At 58.8% G+C, this 16,404-nt stretch carries 11 protein-coding genes and 5 tRNA genes; 1 reads left to right on the forward strand and 15 read right to left on the reverse strand.

The features are described from left to right. Nucleotides 1-105: 105 nt before the first annotated feature. The 15 genes from rpoC to CLU85_RS21450 form a co-directional block, all read right to left on the reverse strand. On the reverse strand, nt 106-4,341 hold the full coding sequence (gene rpoC / locus CLU85_RS21380; RefSeq protein ID WP_100412046.1) for a DNA-directed RNA polymerase subunit beta': 4,236 nt from the start codon (nt 4,339-4,341) through the stop codon (nt 106-108). Nucleotides 4,342-4,362: 21 nt separating this feature from the next. Beyond that, nucleotides 4,363-8,475 carry a DNA-directed RNA polymerase subunit beta gene (gene rpoB, locus CLU85_RS21385; RefSeq protein WP_100412047.1) on the reverse strand — a complete coding sequence of 1,371 codons (4,113 nt, stop codon included), beginning with the start codon at nt 8,473-8,475 and terminating at the stop codon, nt 4,363-4,365. Between the two features lie 265 nt (nt 8,476-8,740). Then, a complete protein-coding gene (gene rplL, locus CLU85_RS21390) occupies nt 8,741-9,118 on the reverse strand; it encodes a 50S ribosomal protein L7/L12 (protein WP_100412048.1) in 378 nt (125 codons plus the stop codon). Nucleotides 9,119-9,158: 40 nt separating this feature from the next. Then, complete coding sequence (gene rplJ / locus CLU85_RS21395; protein ID WP_100412049.1) at nt 9,159-9,683, reverse strand: 50S ribosomal protein L10; 525 nt, start codon at nt 9,681-9,683, stop codon at nt 9,159-9,161. A 236-nt stretch (nt 9,684-9,919) separates the two neighbouring features. Continuing rightward, entirely contained in the window at nt 9,920-10,618 is a 699-nt protein-coding gene (gene rplA, locus CLU85_RS21400; RefSeq protein ID WP_100412050.1) for a 50S ribosomal protein L1, read from the reverse strand. Nucleotide 10,619: 1 nt separating this feature from the next. Further along, on the reverse strand, nt 10,620-11,051 hold the full coding sequence (rplK, locus tag CLU85_RS21405) for a 50S ribosomal protein L11 (protein ID WP_057199791.1): 432 nt from the start codon (nt 11,049-11,051) through the stop codon (nt 10,620-10,622). A 147-nt stretch (nt 11,052-11,198) separates the two neighbouring features. Further along, nucleotides 11,199-11,795 carry a transcription termination/antitermination protein NusG gene (nusG, locus tag CLU85_RS21410; RefSeq protein WP_100412051.1) on the reverse strand — a complete coding sequence of 199 codons (597 nt, stop codon included), beginning with the start codon at nt 11,793-11,795 and terminating at the stop codon, nt 11,199-11,201. After that, nucleotides 11,792-12,178, reverse strand: coding sequence for a preprotein translocase subunit SecE (secE, locus tag CLU85_RS21415; RefSeq protein ID WP_100412052.1), 387 nt, complete (start codon nt 12,176-12,178; stop codon nt 11,792-11,794). The genes nusG and secE overlap by 4 nt, the downstream gene beginning before the upstream one ends. A gap of 91 nt (nt 12,179-12,269) precedes the next feature. Then, a tRNA-Trp gene (locus tag CLU85_RS21420) sits at nt 12,270-12,345 on the reverse strand. Between the two features lie 14 nt (nt 12,346-12,359). Next, nucleotides 12,360-13,550: an elongation factor Tu gene (gene tuf, locus CLU85_RS21425; protein WP_100412053.1), complete on the reverse strand. Its 1,191-nt coding sequence runs from the start codon at nt 13,548-13,550 to the stop codon at nt 12,360-12,362. A 74-nt stretch (nt 13,551-13,624) separates the two neighbouring features. After that, nucleotides 13,625-13,699: transfer RNA gene (locus tag CLU85_RS21430), tRNA-Thr, on the reverse strand. 59 nt (nt 13,700-13,758) lie between these two features. Continuing rightward, nucleotides 13,759-13,832 (reverse strand) — tRNA-Gly (locus CLU85_RS21435). A gap of 75 nt (nt 13,833-13,907) precedes the next feature. Further along, nucleotides 13,908-13,993: transfer RNA gene (locus CLU85_RS21440), tRNA-Tyr, on the reverse strand. 110 nt (nt 13,994-14,103) lie between these two features. Then, nucleotides 14,104-14,179 (reverse strand) — tRNA-Arg (locus tag CLU85_RS21445). 78 nt (nt 14,180-14,257) lie between these two features. Beyond that, the gene (locus CLU85_RS21450; protein ID WP_100412054.1) at nt 14,258-14,929 is read right to left on the reverse strand and encodes a TetR family transcriptional regulator; all 672 of its coding nucleotides are present in this window, start codon (nt 14,927-14,929) and stop codon (nt 14,258-14,260) included. A gap of 196 nt (nt 14,930-15,125) precedes the next feature. Here CLU85_RS21450 and CLU85_RS21455 point away from each other — a divergent pair, with 196 nt between their 5' ends. Then, nucleotides 15,126-16,400 (forward strand): efflux RND transporter periplasmic adaptor subunit, encoded by a 1,275-nt coding sequence (locus tag CLU85_RS21455; protein WP_100412055.1) that lies wholly within the window; start codon nt 15,126-15,128, stop codon nt 16,398-16,400. The last annotated feature ends 4 nt before the right edge of the window (nt 16,401-16,404 follow it).

Raw genomic sequence — 16,404 nt, forward strand, 5'->3', positions numbered from 1 at the left:
TCCGGCCCGAGAAAAGAAAAAAAGGGAAAAAGCGGCGTCCATATGAAAAACGCCCTCAGCCTGCCAGGGGACAGGGCGAGAGCGTTTCAGAGAAGGCCGCAGGGCTTAGTCAGCCGCTGCGTCGGTGGCGGTGACGCTGCTGCTGTCCACCTCAGAGGCGTCAGCTTGCGCTTCCATTTCAGCCGCTTCGGCTTCGGCGATGGCGCGGCGCTCGGCGTCGTCCATGGCGTCCTTGGCCTTGCGGGCCTGGTGGTAGGCCATCCCGGTACCGGCAGGGATCAGGCGACCCACGATCACGTTTTCCTTCAGGCCACGCAGCTCGTCGCGCTTGCCCATGATGGCAGCCTCGGTGAGCACGCGGGTCGTTTCCTGGAAGGATGCGGCCGAGATGAATGAGTCGGTCGACAGCGACGCCTTCGTGATACCCAGCAACAGGTTGCTGTAGGTCGCGGGGATCTTGCCTTCGGACTGCAATGCATCGTTGGTGTTGAGGATCTCGGAGCGCTCGACCTGCTCACCAGCGATGTAGTTGGACTCGCCAGTGTTCTCGACCACCACGCGGCGCAGCATCTGGCGAACGATCACTTCAATGTGCTTGTCGTTGATCTTCACACCCTGCAAGCGGTACACGTCCTGCACTTCATCAACGATGTAGCGCGAGAGTTCCTCGATGCCCAGCAAGCGCAGAATGTCCTGCGGGTCGGCAGGGCCGTCCACAATCGATTCGCCCTTGTTGACCACCTGGCCTTCGTGCACCAGGATGTTCTTTTCCTTGGGCACGAGCTCTTCGAACACACGGCCTTCAGGGTCGGTGATCTGCAAGCGGACCTTGCCCTTGGTTTCCTTGCCGAACGACACGGTACCGGTCATTTCGGCCAGCGTGCCCTTGTCCTTGGGTGTACGGGCTTCGAACAGCTCGGCCACACGCGGCAGACCGCCGGTAATGTCTCGGGTCTTCTGACCTTCGACCGGGATACGGGCCAGCACTTCGCCAGGGCCCACATCCATGCCGTCGCGCACCTGGATCAGAGCGCCGATCTGGAAGCCGATGGTCACGGAGTGATCAGTGCCAGGGATCTTCACTTCGTTGCCTTGGGCATCGATCAGCTTCACTTGTGGGCGCACCACCTTGGCGGCGCCACGGCGCTTCGGATCGATCACCACCAGCGTGGACAGACCAGTCACTTCGTCAACCTGCTTGGCTACCGTCAAGCCTTCTTCGACGTTTTCGAACTTGGTCTGACCGGCGAACTCAGTGATGATGGGTCGCGTCAGTGGATCCCAGTTGGCCAGAATCGTGCCTGCCTTGACGGTCTGATCGGCCTTGACCGTCAGCGTAGCGCCATAAGGCACCTTGTGGCGCTCGCGCTCACGGCCATGTTCGTCCTGGATGACGATTTCACCCGAACGGGCAATCACCACCAGCTCGCCCTTGGTGTTGCTCACATAGCGCATCGTGGCATTGAAGCCGATCACGCCGTTGGACTTGGCTTCCACGCTCGACGCGATAGCGGCACGCGATGCTGCACCACCGATGTGGAACGTACGCATGGTCAGCTGCGTGCCAGGCTCGCCGATCGACTGGGCAGCGATCACACCCACGGCTTCGCCGAGGTTGATCAGGCCGCCACGGCCCAAGTCACGTCCGTAGCACTTGGCGCACAGGCCGTAGCGGGTTTCGCAGGTCAGTGCAGTGCGCACCTTCACCTCGTCCACCCCTGCAGTTTCGAGTCCTTCGATGATGTCTTCATCGAGCATCACACCTGCCTGGACCAGCACCGAGCGATTCTCGGGATGCAAGACATCTTCAGCAGCAGTGCGGCCCAGGATACGGTCGCGCAGCGATTCGATCACTTCGCCGCCTTCGACGATAGCGCGCATCAGCGAGCCATTGGCGGTACCGCAGTCCTCTTCGGTCACGACCAGATCCTGCGTCACGTCCACCAGGCGGCGGGTCAGGTATCCGGAGTTGGCCGTCTTCAAAGCCGTGTCGGCCAGACCCTTACGGGCACCGTGGGTGGAGATGAAGTACTCCAGCACGTTCAGACCTTCACGGAAGTTCGCGGTGATAGGCGTTTCGATGATCGATCCGTCTGGCTTGGCCATCAGACCCCGCATGCCGGCCACCTGGCGGATCTGGGCTGCAGAACCCCGGGCGCCCGAGTCGGCCATCATGTAGATGGAGTTGAAGGACTCCTGGTCTACTTCCTTGCCGTGGCGATCAATGACCTTCTGCTTGGACAGCTGGGCCATCATCACCTTGGACACTTCGTCACCGGCCTTGCCCCAGATGTCCACCACCTTGTTGTAGCGCTCGCCAGAGGTGACCAGACCGGACACGTACTGCTGTTCGATCTCTTTCACTTCCTTCTCGGAGCGCTCGATGATGCCGGCCTTCTGAGGCGGCACCAGCATGTCATCAATGGCGATCGAGATACCAGCGCGCGTTGCCAGACGGAATCCGTTTTGCAGCAGCTTGTCGGCAAACACCACCGTCTCCTTCAGACCGCACTTGCGGAAGGACACGTTGATCAGGCGCGAGATTTCCTTCTTCTTGAGCGCCTTGTTCATGTTGGAGAACGGCAGGCCCTTGGGCAGAATTTCGGACAGCAGCGCACGGCCGGCCGTGGTTTCCACGAGCGAGGTAGACGGAACGAATTCGCCCGTTTCCTTGTTCTTGGTCCACTCGGTCATGCGGACCGTGATCTTGGCTGCCAGCTCCACTTCGCCAGCATCCAGAGCACGTTGCACTTCACCGGTATCGGCAAACACCAGGCCTTCGCCCTTGCCGTTGATACGGTCACGGGTGGCGTAGTAGAGGCCCAGCACCACGTCCTGCGAAGGAACGATGGAGGGTTCGCCCGAGGCGGGGAACAGCACGTTGTTGGAGGCCAGCATCAGCGTGCGGGCTTCCATCTGCGCTTCCACCGACAGCGGGACGTGGACAGCCATCTGGTCACCGTCAAAGTCGGCGTTGAAGGCCGCGCAGACGAGTGGGTGCAGTTGGATGGCCTTACCTTCAATCAGGATGGGCTCGAAGGCCTGGATCCCCAAACGGTGCAGCGTAGGCGCACGGTTGAGCATCACGGGGTGTTCCTTGATGACCTCTTCCAGAATGTCCCAAACCACCGGTGTGCCGGATTCGACTTCCTTCTTGGCGGCCTTGATCGTCGTCGCAATGCCCATGGCTTCGAGGCGCGAGAAGATGAAGGGCTTGAACAGTTCCAGAGCCATCAGCTTGGGCAAACCGCACTGGTGCAGCTTGAGCGTTGGGCCCACGGTAATCACGGAACGACCGGAGTAGTCCACGCGCTTGCCCAGCAAGTTCTGGCGGAAACGGCCGGACTTGCCCTTGATCATGTCGGCCAGCGACTTGAGGGCACGCTTGTTGGCGCCCGTCATGGCCTTGCCACGGCGGCCGTTGTCCAGCAGCGAGTCGACGGCTTCCTGCAGCATCCGCTTTTCGTTGCGGGCGATGATTTCAGGGGCCTTCAGCTCCAGCAGACGGCGCAGGCGGCTGTTGCGGTTGATGACGCGGCGGTACAGGTCGTTCAGGTCGGAGGTGGCGAAACGGCCACCATCCAGCGGCACCAGCGGACGCAGGTCCGGTGGCAGCACGGGCAGCACTTCCAGCACCATCCACTCGGGCTTGATGCCCGACTTCTTGAAGGCTTCGAGCACCTTCAGGCGCTTGGCGTTCTTCTTGACCTTGACTTCGGAGCCGGTCAGATCACCGCGCAGGCGTTCGATCGACAGGTCGATATCGATGGATTCCAGCAGGTCCTTGATGCCTTCAGCGCCCATCTTGGCGATGAACTCGTCACCGTATTCCTTGCGCTTGGCGTCGTAGTCGTCTTCGGACATGATGCTGAACTTCTTCAGCGGCGTCATGCCGGGGTCGGTCACCACGTACGCTTCAAAGTACAGCACGCGTTCGATGTCGCGCAGCGTCATGTCGAGCACCAAGCCCAGACGCGACGGCAGCGACTTCAGGAACCAGATGTGGGCGCAAGGCGCGGCCAGATCGATGTGACCCATGCGCTCGCGGCGCACCTTGGTCTGCGTGACTTCAACGCCGCACTTCTCGCAGATCACACCGCGGTGCTTGAGGCGCTTGTACTTGCCGCACAGGCATTCGTAGTCCTTGATAGGACCAAAAATCTTGGCGCAGAACAGGCCATCACGCTCGGGCTTGAACGTACGGTAGTTGATGGTCTCGGGCTTCTTCACTTCACCGAAAGACCACGAACGGATCTTTTCGGGCGAAGCCATGCCGATGCGGATGGCATCGAAATGCTCATCCGGCGTGAATTGCTTGAACAGGTCGAGTAGCGATTTCATAGTGACTCTTTCCTTTTCTGCTTAGGAGCGTTCCAGCTCGATGTCCAGGCCCAGCGAACGGATTTCCTTGACCAGCACGTTGAACGATTCCGGCATACCGGCTTCGATGGCGTGCTCGCCCTTGACGATGGACTCGTACACCTTGGTACGGCCCACCACGTCATCGGACTTCACCGTCAGCATTTCCTGCAGCACGTAGGCGGCGCCGTAAGCTTCCAGCGCCCACACTTCCATTTCCCCGAAACGCTGACCACCGAACTGAGCCTTACCACCCAGCGGCTGCTGCGTGACGAGCGAGTAAGGGCCGGTCGAGCGGGCATGCATCTTGTCATCCACCAAGTGGTGCAGCTTCAGGTAGTGCATGTAGCCGATGGTCGTGGGACGCTCGAAGCGCTCGCCCGTGCGACCGTCGAACAAGTACGCCTGGGTGCGGGTCGATGTCAAACCTTTGCGCTCAGCAATATCGTCAGGGTAGGCGATCTTGAGCATGTCCTTGATTTCTTCTTCCGAAGCACCGTCGAACACTGGCGTGGCGTAAGGCACACCGTTGGTCAAGTTGGCCGCCATGGCCATGACTTCTTCGTCGCTGAGCTGTGCCAGGTCTTCTGTGCGGCCACGCGAGTTGTAGACCTCTTCGAGGAACGTGCGCATTTCGGACGCCTTGGCCTGCTCTTGCAGCATGTTGCCAATGCGCTGACCAATCCCCTTGCCAGCCCAACCGAGGTGGACTTCCAGCACCTGACCGATGTTCATCCGCGAGGGCACGCCCAGCGGGTTCAGAACGATGTCGGCCGGAGTGCCGTCTGCCATGTAGGGCATGTCTTCGACGGGAACGATCTTGGAGACCACACCCTTGTTACCGTGGCGGCCAGCCATCTTGTCACCCGGCTGCAGGCGGCGCTTGACGGCGAGGTACACCTTGACCATCTTGAGTACGCCAGCAGGCAGCTCATCGCCTTGCGTGAGCTTCTTGCGCTTTTCTTCGAACGCCAGGTCGAAACTGTGGCGCGTTTGCTCCAGAGCGTTCTTGATGGATTCGAGCTGGGTCGCAACTTCGTCTTCCGCAGGGCGGATGTCGAACCAGTGAAACTTCTCGACCGACGCCAAGTAGGCCTTGTCGATTTTTGTGCCCTTGGCCAGCTTCTGAGGGCCGCCATTGGCCACACGGCCGTTGAGCAGCTTCTCGATGCGGTCGAAGGCATCGGCCTCCACGATACGCAGCTGGTCGTTCAGATCCAGACGGAAGCGCTTGAGTTCATCGTCGATGATCTGCTGGGCGCGCTTGTCGCGCTGGATGCCTTCACGGGTGAACACCTGTACATCGATCACAGTGCCTTGCGAGCCCTGGTCCACACGCAGCGAGGTGTCCTTCACGTCGGAAGCCTTCTCGCCGAAGATGGCGCGCAGCAGCTTCTCTTCAGGCGTGAGGGTGGTCTCGCCCTTGGGAGTGACCTTGCCGACCAGCGTATCGCCGGGCTGCACTTCGGCACCCACGTAGATAATGCCGGACTCGTCCAGGCGGTTCAGTTGCTGTTCCGACAGGTTCGGAATGTCGCGCGTGATTTCTTCCGCACCCAGCTTTGTATCACGGGCCATGACCACCAGTTCCTCGATGTGAATCGAGGTATAGCGGTCTTCGGACACCACGCGTTCGGAGATCAGGATCGAATCTTCGAAGTTGTAGCCGTTCCACGGCATGAACGCGATCAGCATGTTCTGGCCAATGGCGATTTCGCCGAAGTCCGTCGATGCGCCGTCAGCCACCACGTCACCCTTGACCAGCTTGTCGCCCTTCTTCACGATGGGGCGTTGGTGGATGTTGGTGTTCTGGTTGGAGCGCTGGTATTTGATGAGGTTGTAGATGTCCACACCCACTTCACCAGCGACGGCCTCAGCGTCATTCACGCGGACCACGATACGCGTCGCATCCACGTAATCGACGATGCCACCGCGAGTAGCGGTAACAACCGTACCCGAGTCCACCGCAGCCACGCGCTCGATGCCCGTGCCCACCAAGGGTTTTTCAGGGCGCAACACAGGCACAGCCTGACGCGACATGTTGGCACCCATCAATGCGCGGTTCGCATCATCGTGTTCCAGGAACGGAACCAGCGATGCCGCCACCGACACGATCTGCGCAGGTGACACATCCATGTACTGAACGCGGTCTGCACCACACAGAATAGACTCACCCTTTTCACGGGCCGACACCAGGTCACCCGTCAGGCGGCCGTCCTTGTCGAGCACGGCATTGGCCTGCGCGATCACGTACTTGCCTTCTTCAATGGCCGACAGGTAGTCGATTTCCATCGTGACCTTGCTGTCGATCACACGGCGGTAAGGCGTTTCAATGAAACCGTACTCATTCAAGCGGGCATACAAGGCCAGCGAGTTGATCAGGCCAATGTTGGGGCCTTCCGGTGTTTCGATAGGGCACACACGACCGTAGTGGGTCACGTGCACGTCGCGCACTTCGAAACCTGCACGTTCGCGGGTCAGACCGCCCGGGCCCAGTGCGGAAACACGGCGCTTGTGCGTGATTTCGGCGAGCGGGTTGGTTTGGTCCATGAACTGCGACAGCTGCGACGCACCGAAGAATTCCTTCAGAGCGGCCGAGATCGGCTTGCTGTTGATCAGGTCGTGGGGCATCAGCGGCTCTTGCTCGGCCTGACCCAGACGTTCCTTCACAGCCTTTTCGATACGTGCCAAGCCGGTGCGGTACTGGTTTTCGGCCAGTTCGCCCACGCAACGCACGCGGCGATTTCCCAAGTGATCGATGTCATCGACTTCGCCGTTGCCGTTGCGCAGGTCCACCAGAATCTTGACCACTGCCAGGATGTCCTCGTTGGACAACACCATGGGGCCCGTGGATTCGTCGCGGCCGATCTTGGCGTTGAACTTCATGCGGCCCACGCGCGACAGGTCGTACGTGTCGGGGTTGTAGAACAGGCGCTGGAACAGGGCCTGTACGGCGTCTTCCGTTGGCGGCTCGCCGGGGCGCATCATGCGGTAGATGGCCACGCGGGCAGCGAACTCGTCCACAGTTTCGTCGATGCGCAGGGTCTGCGACATGTACGCGCCCTGGTCGAGTTCGTTGGTGTAGATGCACTGGACATCCTGCACACCGGAGCTGCGCAATTTCTTGAGCAGCGCTTCGGTCAGCTCGTCATTGGCCTTGGCAATGATTTCACCGGTGTCCGCGTCCACAATGTTGCGGGCCACAACGCGGCCAATCAGGAAATCCTCAGGCACACTGATGTGTGTGGTGCCGGACTGTTCCAATTCGCGGGTGTGGCGCGCTGTCACGCGCTTATCCTTGGCCACAACAACCTTGCCCGACTTGTCGGTAATGTCGAAACGCGCCACTTCGCCGCGCAGACGTTCGGAGACAAACTCCATCTGTGCGCCGCTGTCCATCAAGCGGAAGTTGTCATTGACGAAGAAGTTCGCCAAGATCGACTCTGGATTCAGGCCGATGGCCTTGAGCAAAATCGTGACAGGCATCTTGCGCCGACGGTCGACGCGAAAGTACAGAATGTCCTTGGGGTCGAATTCGAAGTCCAGCCAAGAGCCACGGTAGGGAATGATGCGCGCCGAGAACAGCAGCTTGCCCGAACTGTGGGTCTTGCCCTTGTCGTGTTCGAAGAACACGCCTGGCGAACGGTGCAGCTGAGACACGATCACGCGCTCAGTACCATTGATGATGAACGAGCCCTTGTCGGTCATCAAAGGCACTTCGCCCATGTAGACCTCTTGCTCCTTCACTTCCTTGACCACCTTGGACTGCGACGTCGAGGACTCGCGGTCATAGATGATCAGCTGCACCTTGGCACGCACGGCCGAGGCGAAAGTCAGACCACGGGTCTGGCACTCGCGCACGTCAAAAGCAGGCTTGGCCAGGTTGTACTCAATGAACTTCATCTCCACAAAACCGTTGTGAGAGACGATAGGAAAGGCAGCGTCGAATGCAGCCTGAAGGCCTTCGATGGTTCTTTTCTGGGGTGCTTTATCAGCCTGCAGGAAAGCGGTGTATGCGTCCTTCTGCATTTGCAGCAGATAAGGAACTTCGAGCACGCTATCGCGGGTGCCGAAACTTTTGCGAATTCGCTTGCGTTCGGTGTAGGAATAGGCCATGAGATCTCCGGGCAAAGACATGAGTCCTGGGTCTTCGACGACTGACTCGCAAGAAGCGTTGTTCTTACGGGCTTGGCGGTTGGCCACTACCAACCATGGCGGACGGTGATGCATTGCACATCACCCGAACCAAGGCGTCTTCTGCTGTCGGGATTGACAGAAGACACTCGAAAGCCTCGCTGCGCGCGGGACTTTCGGGTGCGCTCTGAAAGCACCAAAGGCTGGAGGCCCGCGAGGAGCACTCCAGCCCTTGAAGGGGACTGAATTACTTCAGTTCAGCCTTGGCGCCAGCTTCCACCAGCTTCTTGACTGCTGCTTCGGCGTCAGCCTTGGCAATAGCTTCCTTGACGTTCTTTGGAGCGCCGTCCACCAGGTCCTTGGCTTCCTTGAGGCCCAGGCCAGTGATTTCGCGCACTGCCTTGATGACGGAAACCTTGTTGGCGCCAGCTTCGAGCAGGACCACGTTGAATTCCGTCTTTTCTTCCGCAGCAGCGGCGCCAGCGCCACCACCAGCGGCAGCAGGAGCAGCCATGGCTGCAGCGCTCACGCCAAACTTCTCTTCAATGGCCTTCACCAGGTCATTGAGTTCCAGAACCGTCATGCTGTCCAGAGCGGTCAAAAATGCGTCTTTATCGAATGCCATTTTTATTTCCTAACAATTTTGTTGGTTATCTATCGGGCAATCAAGCCGCGACAGGTTCGGCGGCCGTTTCGGCAGCGCCTTCGCCTTTTTTGGCCGCCAGTGCGCCCAGCACAATGGCCGTACGCGACATGGGGGACATAAGCAAGCCACAAATCTGAGCCAACAGAACTTCCTTGGAAGGGATGTTAGCCAGTTGCTTAACGCCGTTGACATCCAGGGCTTTGCCACCGAAAGCGCCACCGCGAATCACCAACTTGTCGTTGGTCTTCGCGAAATCGGCCACCACCTTGGCGGCGGCCACAGCGTCTTCGGAGAAGCCGTAGATCAGCGGACCAGTCATCTGGTCAGCCACCACGTCAAATGCGCTGCCTGCTACAGCACGGCGAGCCAGGGTGTTCTTCAGAACACTCAAGGTCACGCCCTTGCTGCGAGCATCAACACGCAGTTTGGTCATGTCGGCGACCGTGATGCCACGGTATTCCGCGATCACAAGCGTTTGAGCTTTAGCGGCGAGGCTGGTCACTTCACTGATGACCGCTTCTTTCTCACTGCGATTAAGACTCAAGGTCTACTCCTTAAAATGCGCACTTGGCGGTTGCCTCGTGCACGCTCTTGTTGCAGCGACCAACTGTTCAGGAAAATTTTCCATCTGCAGCGGGATCGCCATCTGCGTTGGCGTCTCTGTGTCTTTAAGCGCGACGGAATCGCGCACCAACGGTCTTGGATGGCCTGTGGCTACCGAAGCAGCCCCAGCCCACCACATCGGACCAGCCCGAAGGCCGACCCGAAGATTTCTTGCAATTACGCTGCAGCGATGGTCTGCGTGTCCACGCGGACGCCCAGGCCCATCGTGGAAGACACTGCCACCTTGCGCAGGTAAACACCCTTGCTGGTTGCAGGCTTGGCCTTCGTCAGGGCTTCGATCAGTGCAGCCAGGTTGCCTTGCAGCTTGTCGTTGTCGAACGAGCGGCGACCGATCGTGCTGTGCACGATACCGGCCTTGTCGACGCGGAACTGCACTTGACCAGCCTTGGCGTTCTTCACAGCCGTAGCGACGTCAGGCGTTACAGTGCCCACCTTGGGGTTGGGCATCAGGCCACGTGGGCCCAGGATCTGGCCCAGCGTACCGACGACGCGCATGGCATCAGGGGCAGCAATCACGATGTCGAAAGGCATATCACCAGCCTTGACCATGGCGGCCAGGTCGTCCATACCAACGATGTCGGCACCAGCGGCCTTGGCTTCTTCAGCCTTGGCGCCTTGGGCGAACACAGCCACGCGGGTCGTCTTGCCGGTACCGTTGGGCAGCACCACGGCGCCACGAACCACTTGGTCAGACTTCTTGGCATCAATGCCGAGTTGAACAGCCACGTCGATGGATTCGTCGAACTTGGCCGTAGCGGCTTCCTTGACGATCACAACTGCGTCAGCGAATGCATACAGCTTGTTGCTGTCTACTTTGCCTTGCAGGGCTTTTTGCTTCTTGGTCAGCTTGGCCATATTACAAACCCTCCACCGTCACGCCCATCGAGCGTGCAGAGCCAGCCAGCGTGCGCACAGCGGCGGCAACGTTAGCGGCGTTCATGTCCTTCATCTTGGTCTTGGCGATCTCTTCGAGCTGTTCGCGCGTGATCTTGCCGACCTTGGTCTTCAACGGGTTCGCAGAACCCTTGTCGAGCTTGATAGCTTTCTTGATCAAGGTGGTCGCTGGAGGCGTCTTGATAATGAAGGTGAAGCTCTTGTCTGCGAAAGCCGTGATAACCACGGGCAATGGCAGGCCTGGCTCAACGCCCTGGGTCTGCGCATTGAATGCCTTGCAGAACTCCATGATGTTGAGACCACGCTGACCCAGTGCTGGGCCGATGGGTGGGGATGGGTTGGCCTTACCAGCTGGAACTTGCAGCTTGATAAAACCGACGATTTTCTTCGCCATGTTTTACTCCTTGCGGGTGATAACGCCTGCGCTGCTCCATGCAGCAACTGGCTCCCCGGGGTTAACGACTCGCTATCACGATGCACGCACCGAGTCGAAAAGTGCGACATCTCATCTTGAACCTTGGCCTGCCAAGGCTAAGGGTAGTCAGGTTTTTTCAACCTGGCCGAACTCCAACTCGACCGGCGTAGAACGTCCAAAGATCATCACGGAGACGCGCACGCGGCTCTTCTCGTAATTGACTTCTTCGACCGATCCATTGAAGTCCGTAAAAGGACCTTCTTTGACACGAACCAGCTCGCCGACCGTGAATTCGATCTTGTGGCGAGGCTTGTCCGTACCTTCCTGCATCTGGCTGACGATTTTCTGGACTTCTTCCTCAGAAATAGGTGCAGGGCGATTTTTCGCGCCACCCACGAAGCCGGTCACTTTGTTGGTGTGTTTCACCAAGTGCCAGGTGTCATCGTCCATGACCATCTCAACAAACACATAACCAGGAAACAAGCGACGCTCGGTCGTCTTGCGCTGGCCGTTCTTCATTTCAACAACTTCTTCAGTCGGCACGAGAATGCGACCAAACTTATCCTGCATCCCCGAACGGCCGATGCGCTCCTGAATATTGCGCTCTACAGCCTTCTCCATGCCCGAATAGGCGTGAACGATGTACCAACGCAGATCTGGATTTGCCGGAGCAGAAGCGCCTGCAGGAGCTTCTGCTCCAGTGATTTCCGCAGCGGTTGTCATGACTTTTTCCACCCCAAAATCAAGTCGTACAAAACCCACTCTAAGGTTTTGTCAGTGAACCACAGGAACAAAGCCATGATCACCACAAAGGCGAACACATAGGCCGTCATCTGCAATGTTTCTTTGCGGGTAGGCCAGACGACCTTCTTCACCTCGCGCCATGCATCCTTTGCAAAGGCAACGAACTGGCGGCCTGATTCGGACACCAGAAACACGCCGGCAGCCGCAACCAGCCCAACAATAAGCGCAACCCACTGAACAACAGCACCCTGCTTGCTCAGCAAATAAAAGCCCACAACCGACGCAATGACCAAGGCCACCACTGCTGCGAGCTTGGCCTTGTCTGCGCCTGTATTGACAGTTTCAACCTGTGAAGTGGCCATCTTTGAGTATTTCCTGCTTCCGATTCACAGCATCATTCAAGACACCGAAGCCCGCCAGGGTCTGGCGGGCTTGTTTTAGGCCACATTCAAGTGGCAGGGGCAGTAGGAATCGAACCTACAACCTTCGGTTTTGGAGACCGACGCTCTGCCAATTGAGCTATACCCCTGTATACCTTTTCAATTACGCGAGGATCTTGGCCACGACGCCAGCGCCCACGGTACGACCACCTTCGCGAATGGCGAAGCGCAGGCCTTCTTCCATGGCGATGGGGTTGATCAGCTTCACAGTGATCGACACGTTGTCACCAGGCATGACCATTTCCTTGTCGGCTGGCAGCTCGATGGCGCCAGTCACGTCGGTCGTGCGGAAGTAGAACTGAGGGCGATAGTTGTTGAAGAAGGGCGTATGACGGCCGCCTTCGTCCTTGCTCAGCACATACACTTCCGCGGTGAAGTGGGTGTGGGGCTTGATCGAACCTGGCTTGCACAGCACTTGGCCGCGTTCCACATCTTCACGCTTGGTGCCGCGCAGCAGCAGGCCAACGTTGTCGCCCGCTTGACCTTGGTCGAGCAGCTTGCGGAACATTTCCACGCCGGTGCAGGTGGTCTTGACGGTGTCCTTGATACCGACGATTTCGATTTCTTCGCCGACCTTGACAATACCGCGTTCGATACGACCTGTCACGACGGTGCCGCGGCCAGAGATCGAGAACACGTCTTCCACAGGCATCAGGAAGGCACCATCCACAGCGCGCTCTGGCGTTGGGATGTAGGTGTCCAGCGCTTCGGCCAGCTTCATGATGGCTTCTTCACCCAGAGGACCCTTGTCGCCTTCCAGGGCGAGCTTGGCGGAACCGCGAATGATCGGGGTGTCGTCGCCAGGGAAGCTGTATTTGTCCAGGAGTTCGCGCACTTCCATTTCGACGAGTTCGAGCAGTTCTTCGTCGTCGACCATGTCGCACTTGTTCAGGAACACGATGATGTAAGGCACGCCCACCTGGCGAGCCAGCAGGATGTGTTCACGGGTCTGGGGCATAGGGCCGTCAGCGGCCGAGCACACCAAAATAGCGCCGTCCATCTGGGCAGCGCCCGTGATCATGTTCTTCACATAGTCGGCGTGACCGGGGCAGTCCACATGGGCGTAGTGGCGGTTGGCCGTTTCGTATTCCACGTGGGCGGTGTTGATCGTGATACCGCGGGCCTTTTCTTCGGGCGCTGCATCGATCTGGTCGTATGCCTTGGCTTCGCCGCCGAACTTGGCGGACAGCACGGTAGCGATGGCTGCCGTCAGCGTCGTCTTGCCATGGTCCACGTGGCCGATCGTGCCCACGTTGACGTGGGGCTTGGTACGCTCGAATTTTCCTTTTGCCATTTTTCCGACTCCGAAAAAAATCTACATCAATACAACAGGATCTCGGCGCAACCAGAACCGGACGCACCTGAAAGTGGTGCCCATGGCGGGAATCGGACCCGCGACCTCTCCCTTACCAAGGGAGTGCTCTACCACTGAGCCACATGGGCAACTTGACGCCGCTTGCGCAACCTCAAAATTTCTATCTCAACAAACCAAAATCAAGCAGTGGAGCGGGAGACGGGAATCGAACCCGCGTCATTAGCTTGGAAGGCTAGGGTTCTACCATTGAACTACTCCCGCGTCGGCCAAAACCTCTGCGCGCCCAACCCCGCAAAAAAGCAAGATCAAACATCACTCTCAACACTACTCACTCATTGGTGGAGGGGACTGGATTCGAACCAGTGTAGGCGTAAGCCAACAGATTTACAGTCTGCCCCCTTTAGCCACTCGGGCACCCCTCCGGAGAATTTCGAATTATAGCACCGATTTTCGCAGCTCAAAGAAATTCAATCGATTCGCGAACCCACTGGGCCCACCCATCCATAGCGACACCCATGGCAGCGGGCGTTGCTGGTGCGGCTGGCGGGGATCGAACCCACGACCCTTGGCTTCGGAGGCCAATACTCTATCCACTGAGCTACAGCCGCAGAACTGCATCGGTACAGCCTTGGATTATCGCACGCAACAGATGCCAAATGGAGACAACCACAGATAGCACCAAACCATCACAACAACAACTTGCCAGGAGAGTAACCCTCCACCCCATCCACCGCCGAGGGCAACGACAAACCCAAACCCTGCAAGAACGCATCCGTCCCCACCCGCCCCACCTTGACCAGATCAAAAGCCCCCTCGCTCAATATCCAGTTGCGAATCAACCCATCAAACAAAGCGTGCAACCCCACTGCAGCCTCGCCGGGCGTCATCGGCAAGACAATCCGCTGCACCTGCGCCGCAAGCTCAAAGTCGCTGGCTAACTGAACCGTAAAGCCCTCGGAGGCGGCCACATGGCGATCACGCACACCGATGAGCTCACCCACGTACTCCACCTTGTAGAGCGCAATCTCAAACACCCTGCGGGTTCGCTCATCAGAGGCAACCCCATGCAACACCAGCGCCAAAACCGCTCGCAATCTTTCCACCGGGTCAGGACAAGTACTGCACTCCAACTCACCAAAACCCCGCTCCAGCGGAAGCGTTACGCGATCCATCATGGCGCTGAAAAGATCTACCTTGTCCTTGAAATGCCAATAGATCGCCCCCCTGGTGGCGCCGGCAGCCTGAGCAATGTCACTCAATGAGGCCCGCGACACCCCCTTCTCGCAAAAAACCTGCTCCGCAGCGTCAATCAGACTGCTGCGCGTGGCAATCGCATCTTCTTTGGTTCGACGCGCCATAACTGTGTGCCCCTCCTTTTTCTCCACACCAGGCCTTCATGCTGAGCACAAAGACGTCCGACAATTGCAATTATACATTCATGATTGTATGTATATAATTGCGCACTTATTTTGTCGGGCTCTTGCTTTGCTCTGCCGCTGGCGTGCATCCGATCCCCTAAAACCCCATTTCTTGACGCCCATCAGAAGGACTCTCATGCCCCAACTGCGTGACCCATCCGTCATCCCCGCCAGCTCTGCCACTTCCTATCGCAGAACGCTCTCCTTGATAGCCATAAGCGCAGCCACCGTTCTTTTGGGTGCCTGTAGCAAGACCGACGGCAAGGCTGCCGCAGGCGGGGGACAAATGCCGCCCGTTGAAGTCGGCGTCATCACAGCGACGCCCGGAGACGTTGGGCTAATCACCGAGTTGCCCGGCCGAGTGGAGGCATCACGGGTTGCCCAAGTCCGCGCTCGCGCCGCGGGCATCCTGCAAGAACGCCTTTTCAAAGAAGGCAGCGACGTGAAAGCGGGGCAACCCCTCTTCCGCATCGACCCTGCCCCGTACGCGGCGACTGCCGAGAGCGCCCGTGCCAGCTTGGCCAAAGCGCAGGCCAACCTTGCACAGGCCAGCGCCCAGGCCGAACGCTACCGCCCACTGGTCATTGCCAATGCGATCAGCAAACAAGACTTCGTGAACGCGGAAGCCGCAGAGAAGCAGGCCCAAGCCGACGTAGCAGCCGCCAAGGCATCCGTGCGTACGGCGGACATCAATCTGGGCTATGCCAGCGTGACTTCGCCGATTTCCGGACGCATTGGCAGGGCGCTGGTCACCGAAGGTGCTCTGGTCGGACAAGGAGAAGCCACGGCATTGGCCGTGGTGCAGCAAATCAATCCGGTGTATGTGAACTTCACCCAGTCAGCCAGCGACGTCTTTCAGCTGCGCCGCGCGATGGAAAGCGGTCAATTCAAGCGTGCAGGCAGTGCCGAGGCCGCCAGTGTGAAGCTTGTGCTCAGCGATGGGTCGGAGTACGCCCAGGCCGGCAAGCTGTTGTTCACCGACCTGTCGGTCGACTCCACCACCGGCCAGGTCACCTTGCGCGCCGAAGTACCCAACCCCAAGGGCGAGTTGCTGCCAGGCCTCTATCTGCGCGTGCGCATCGAACAGGCACAGGCCAGCAACGCCATCAGCCTGCCACAGCAGGCCGTCACGCGCACCCAACAAGGCGACACCGTCAGCGTTGTTGGCGAAGACGGAAAAGTGACCCCGCGCCCCGTCAAGATCAGTGCAGCACAGAACAACCGCTGGATCGTTCTCGATGGCCTCAAGGCCGGTGAAAAAGTGATGATCGACGGCTTCCAAAAGCTGCAAATGCTGCCGCCCGGCACTCCGGTCAAGCCAGTTCCATGGCTGGCGCCGGGAGCAGCCGCATCACCGGCAACAACACCCGCAGCCCCCGCATCAGCGCCTGCCTCGGCAGCCAAGCCATAAGGGG

The organism is Acidovorax sp. 69, assembly GCF_002797445.1.
Classification (GTDB): domain Bacteria; phylum Pseudomonadota; class Gammaproteobacteria; order Burkholderiales; family Burkholderiaceae_C; genus Acidovorax.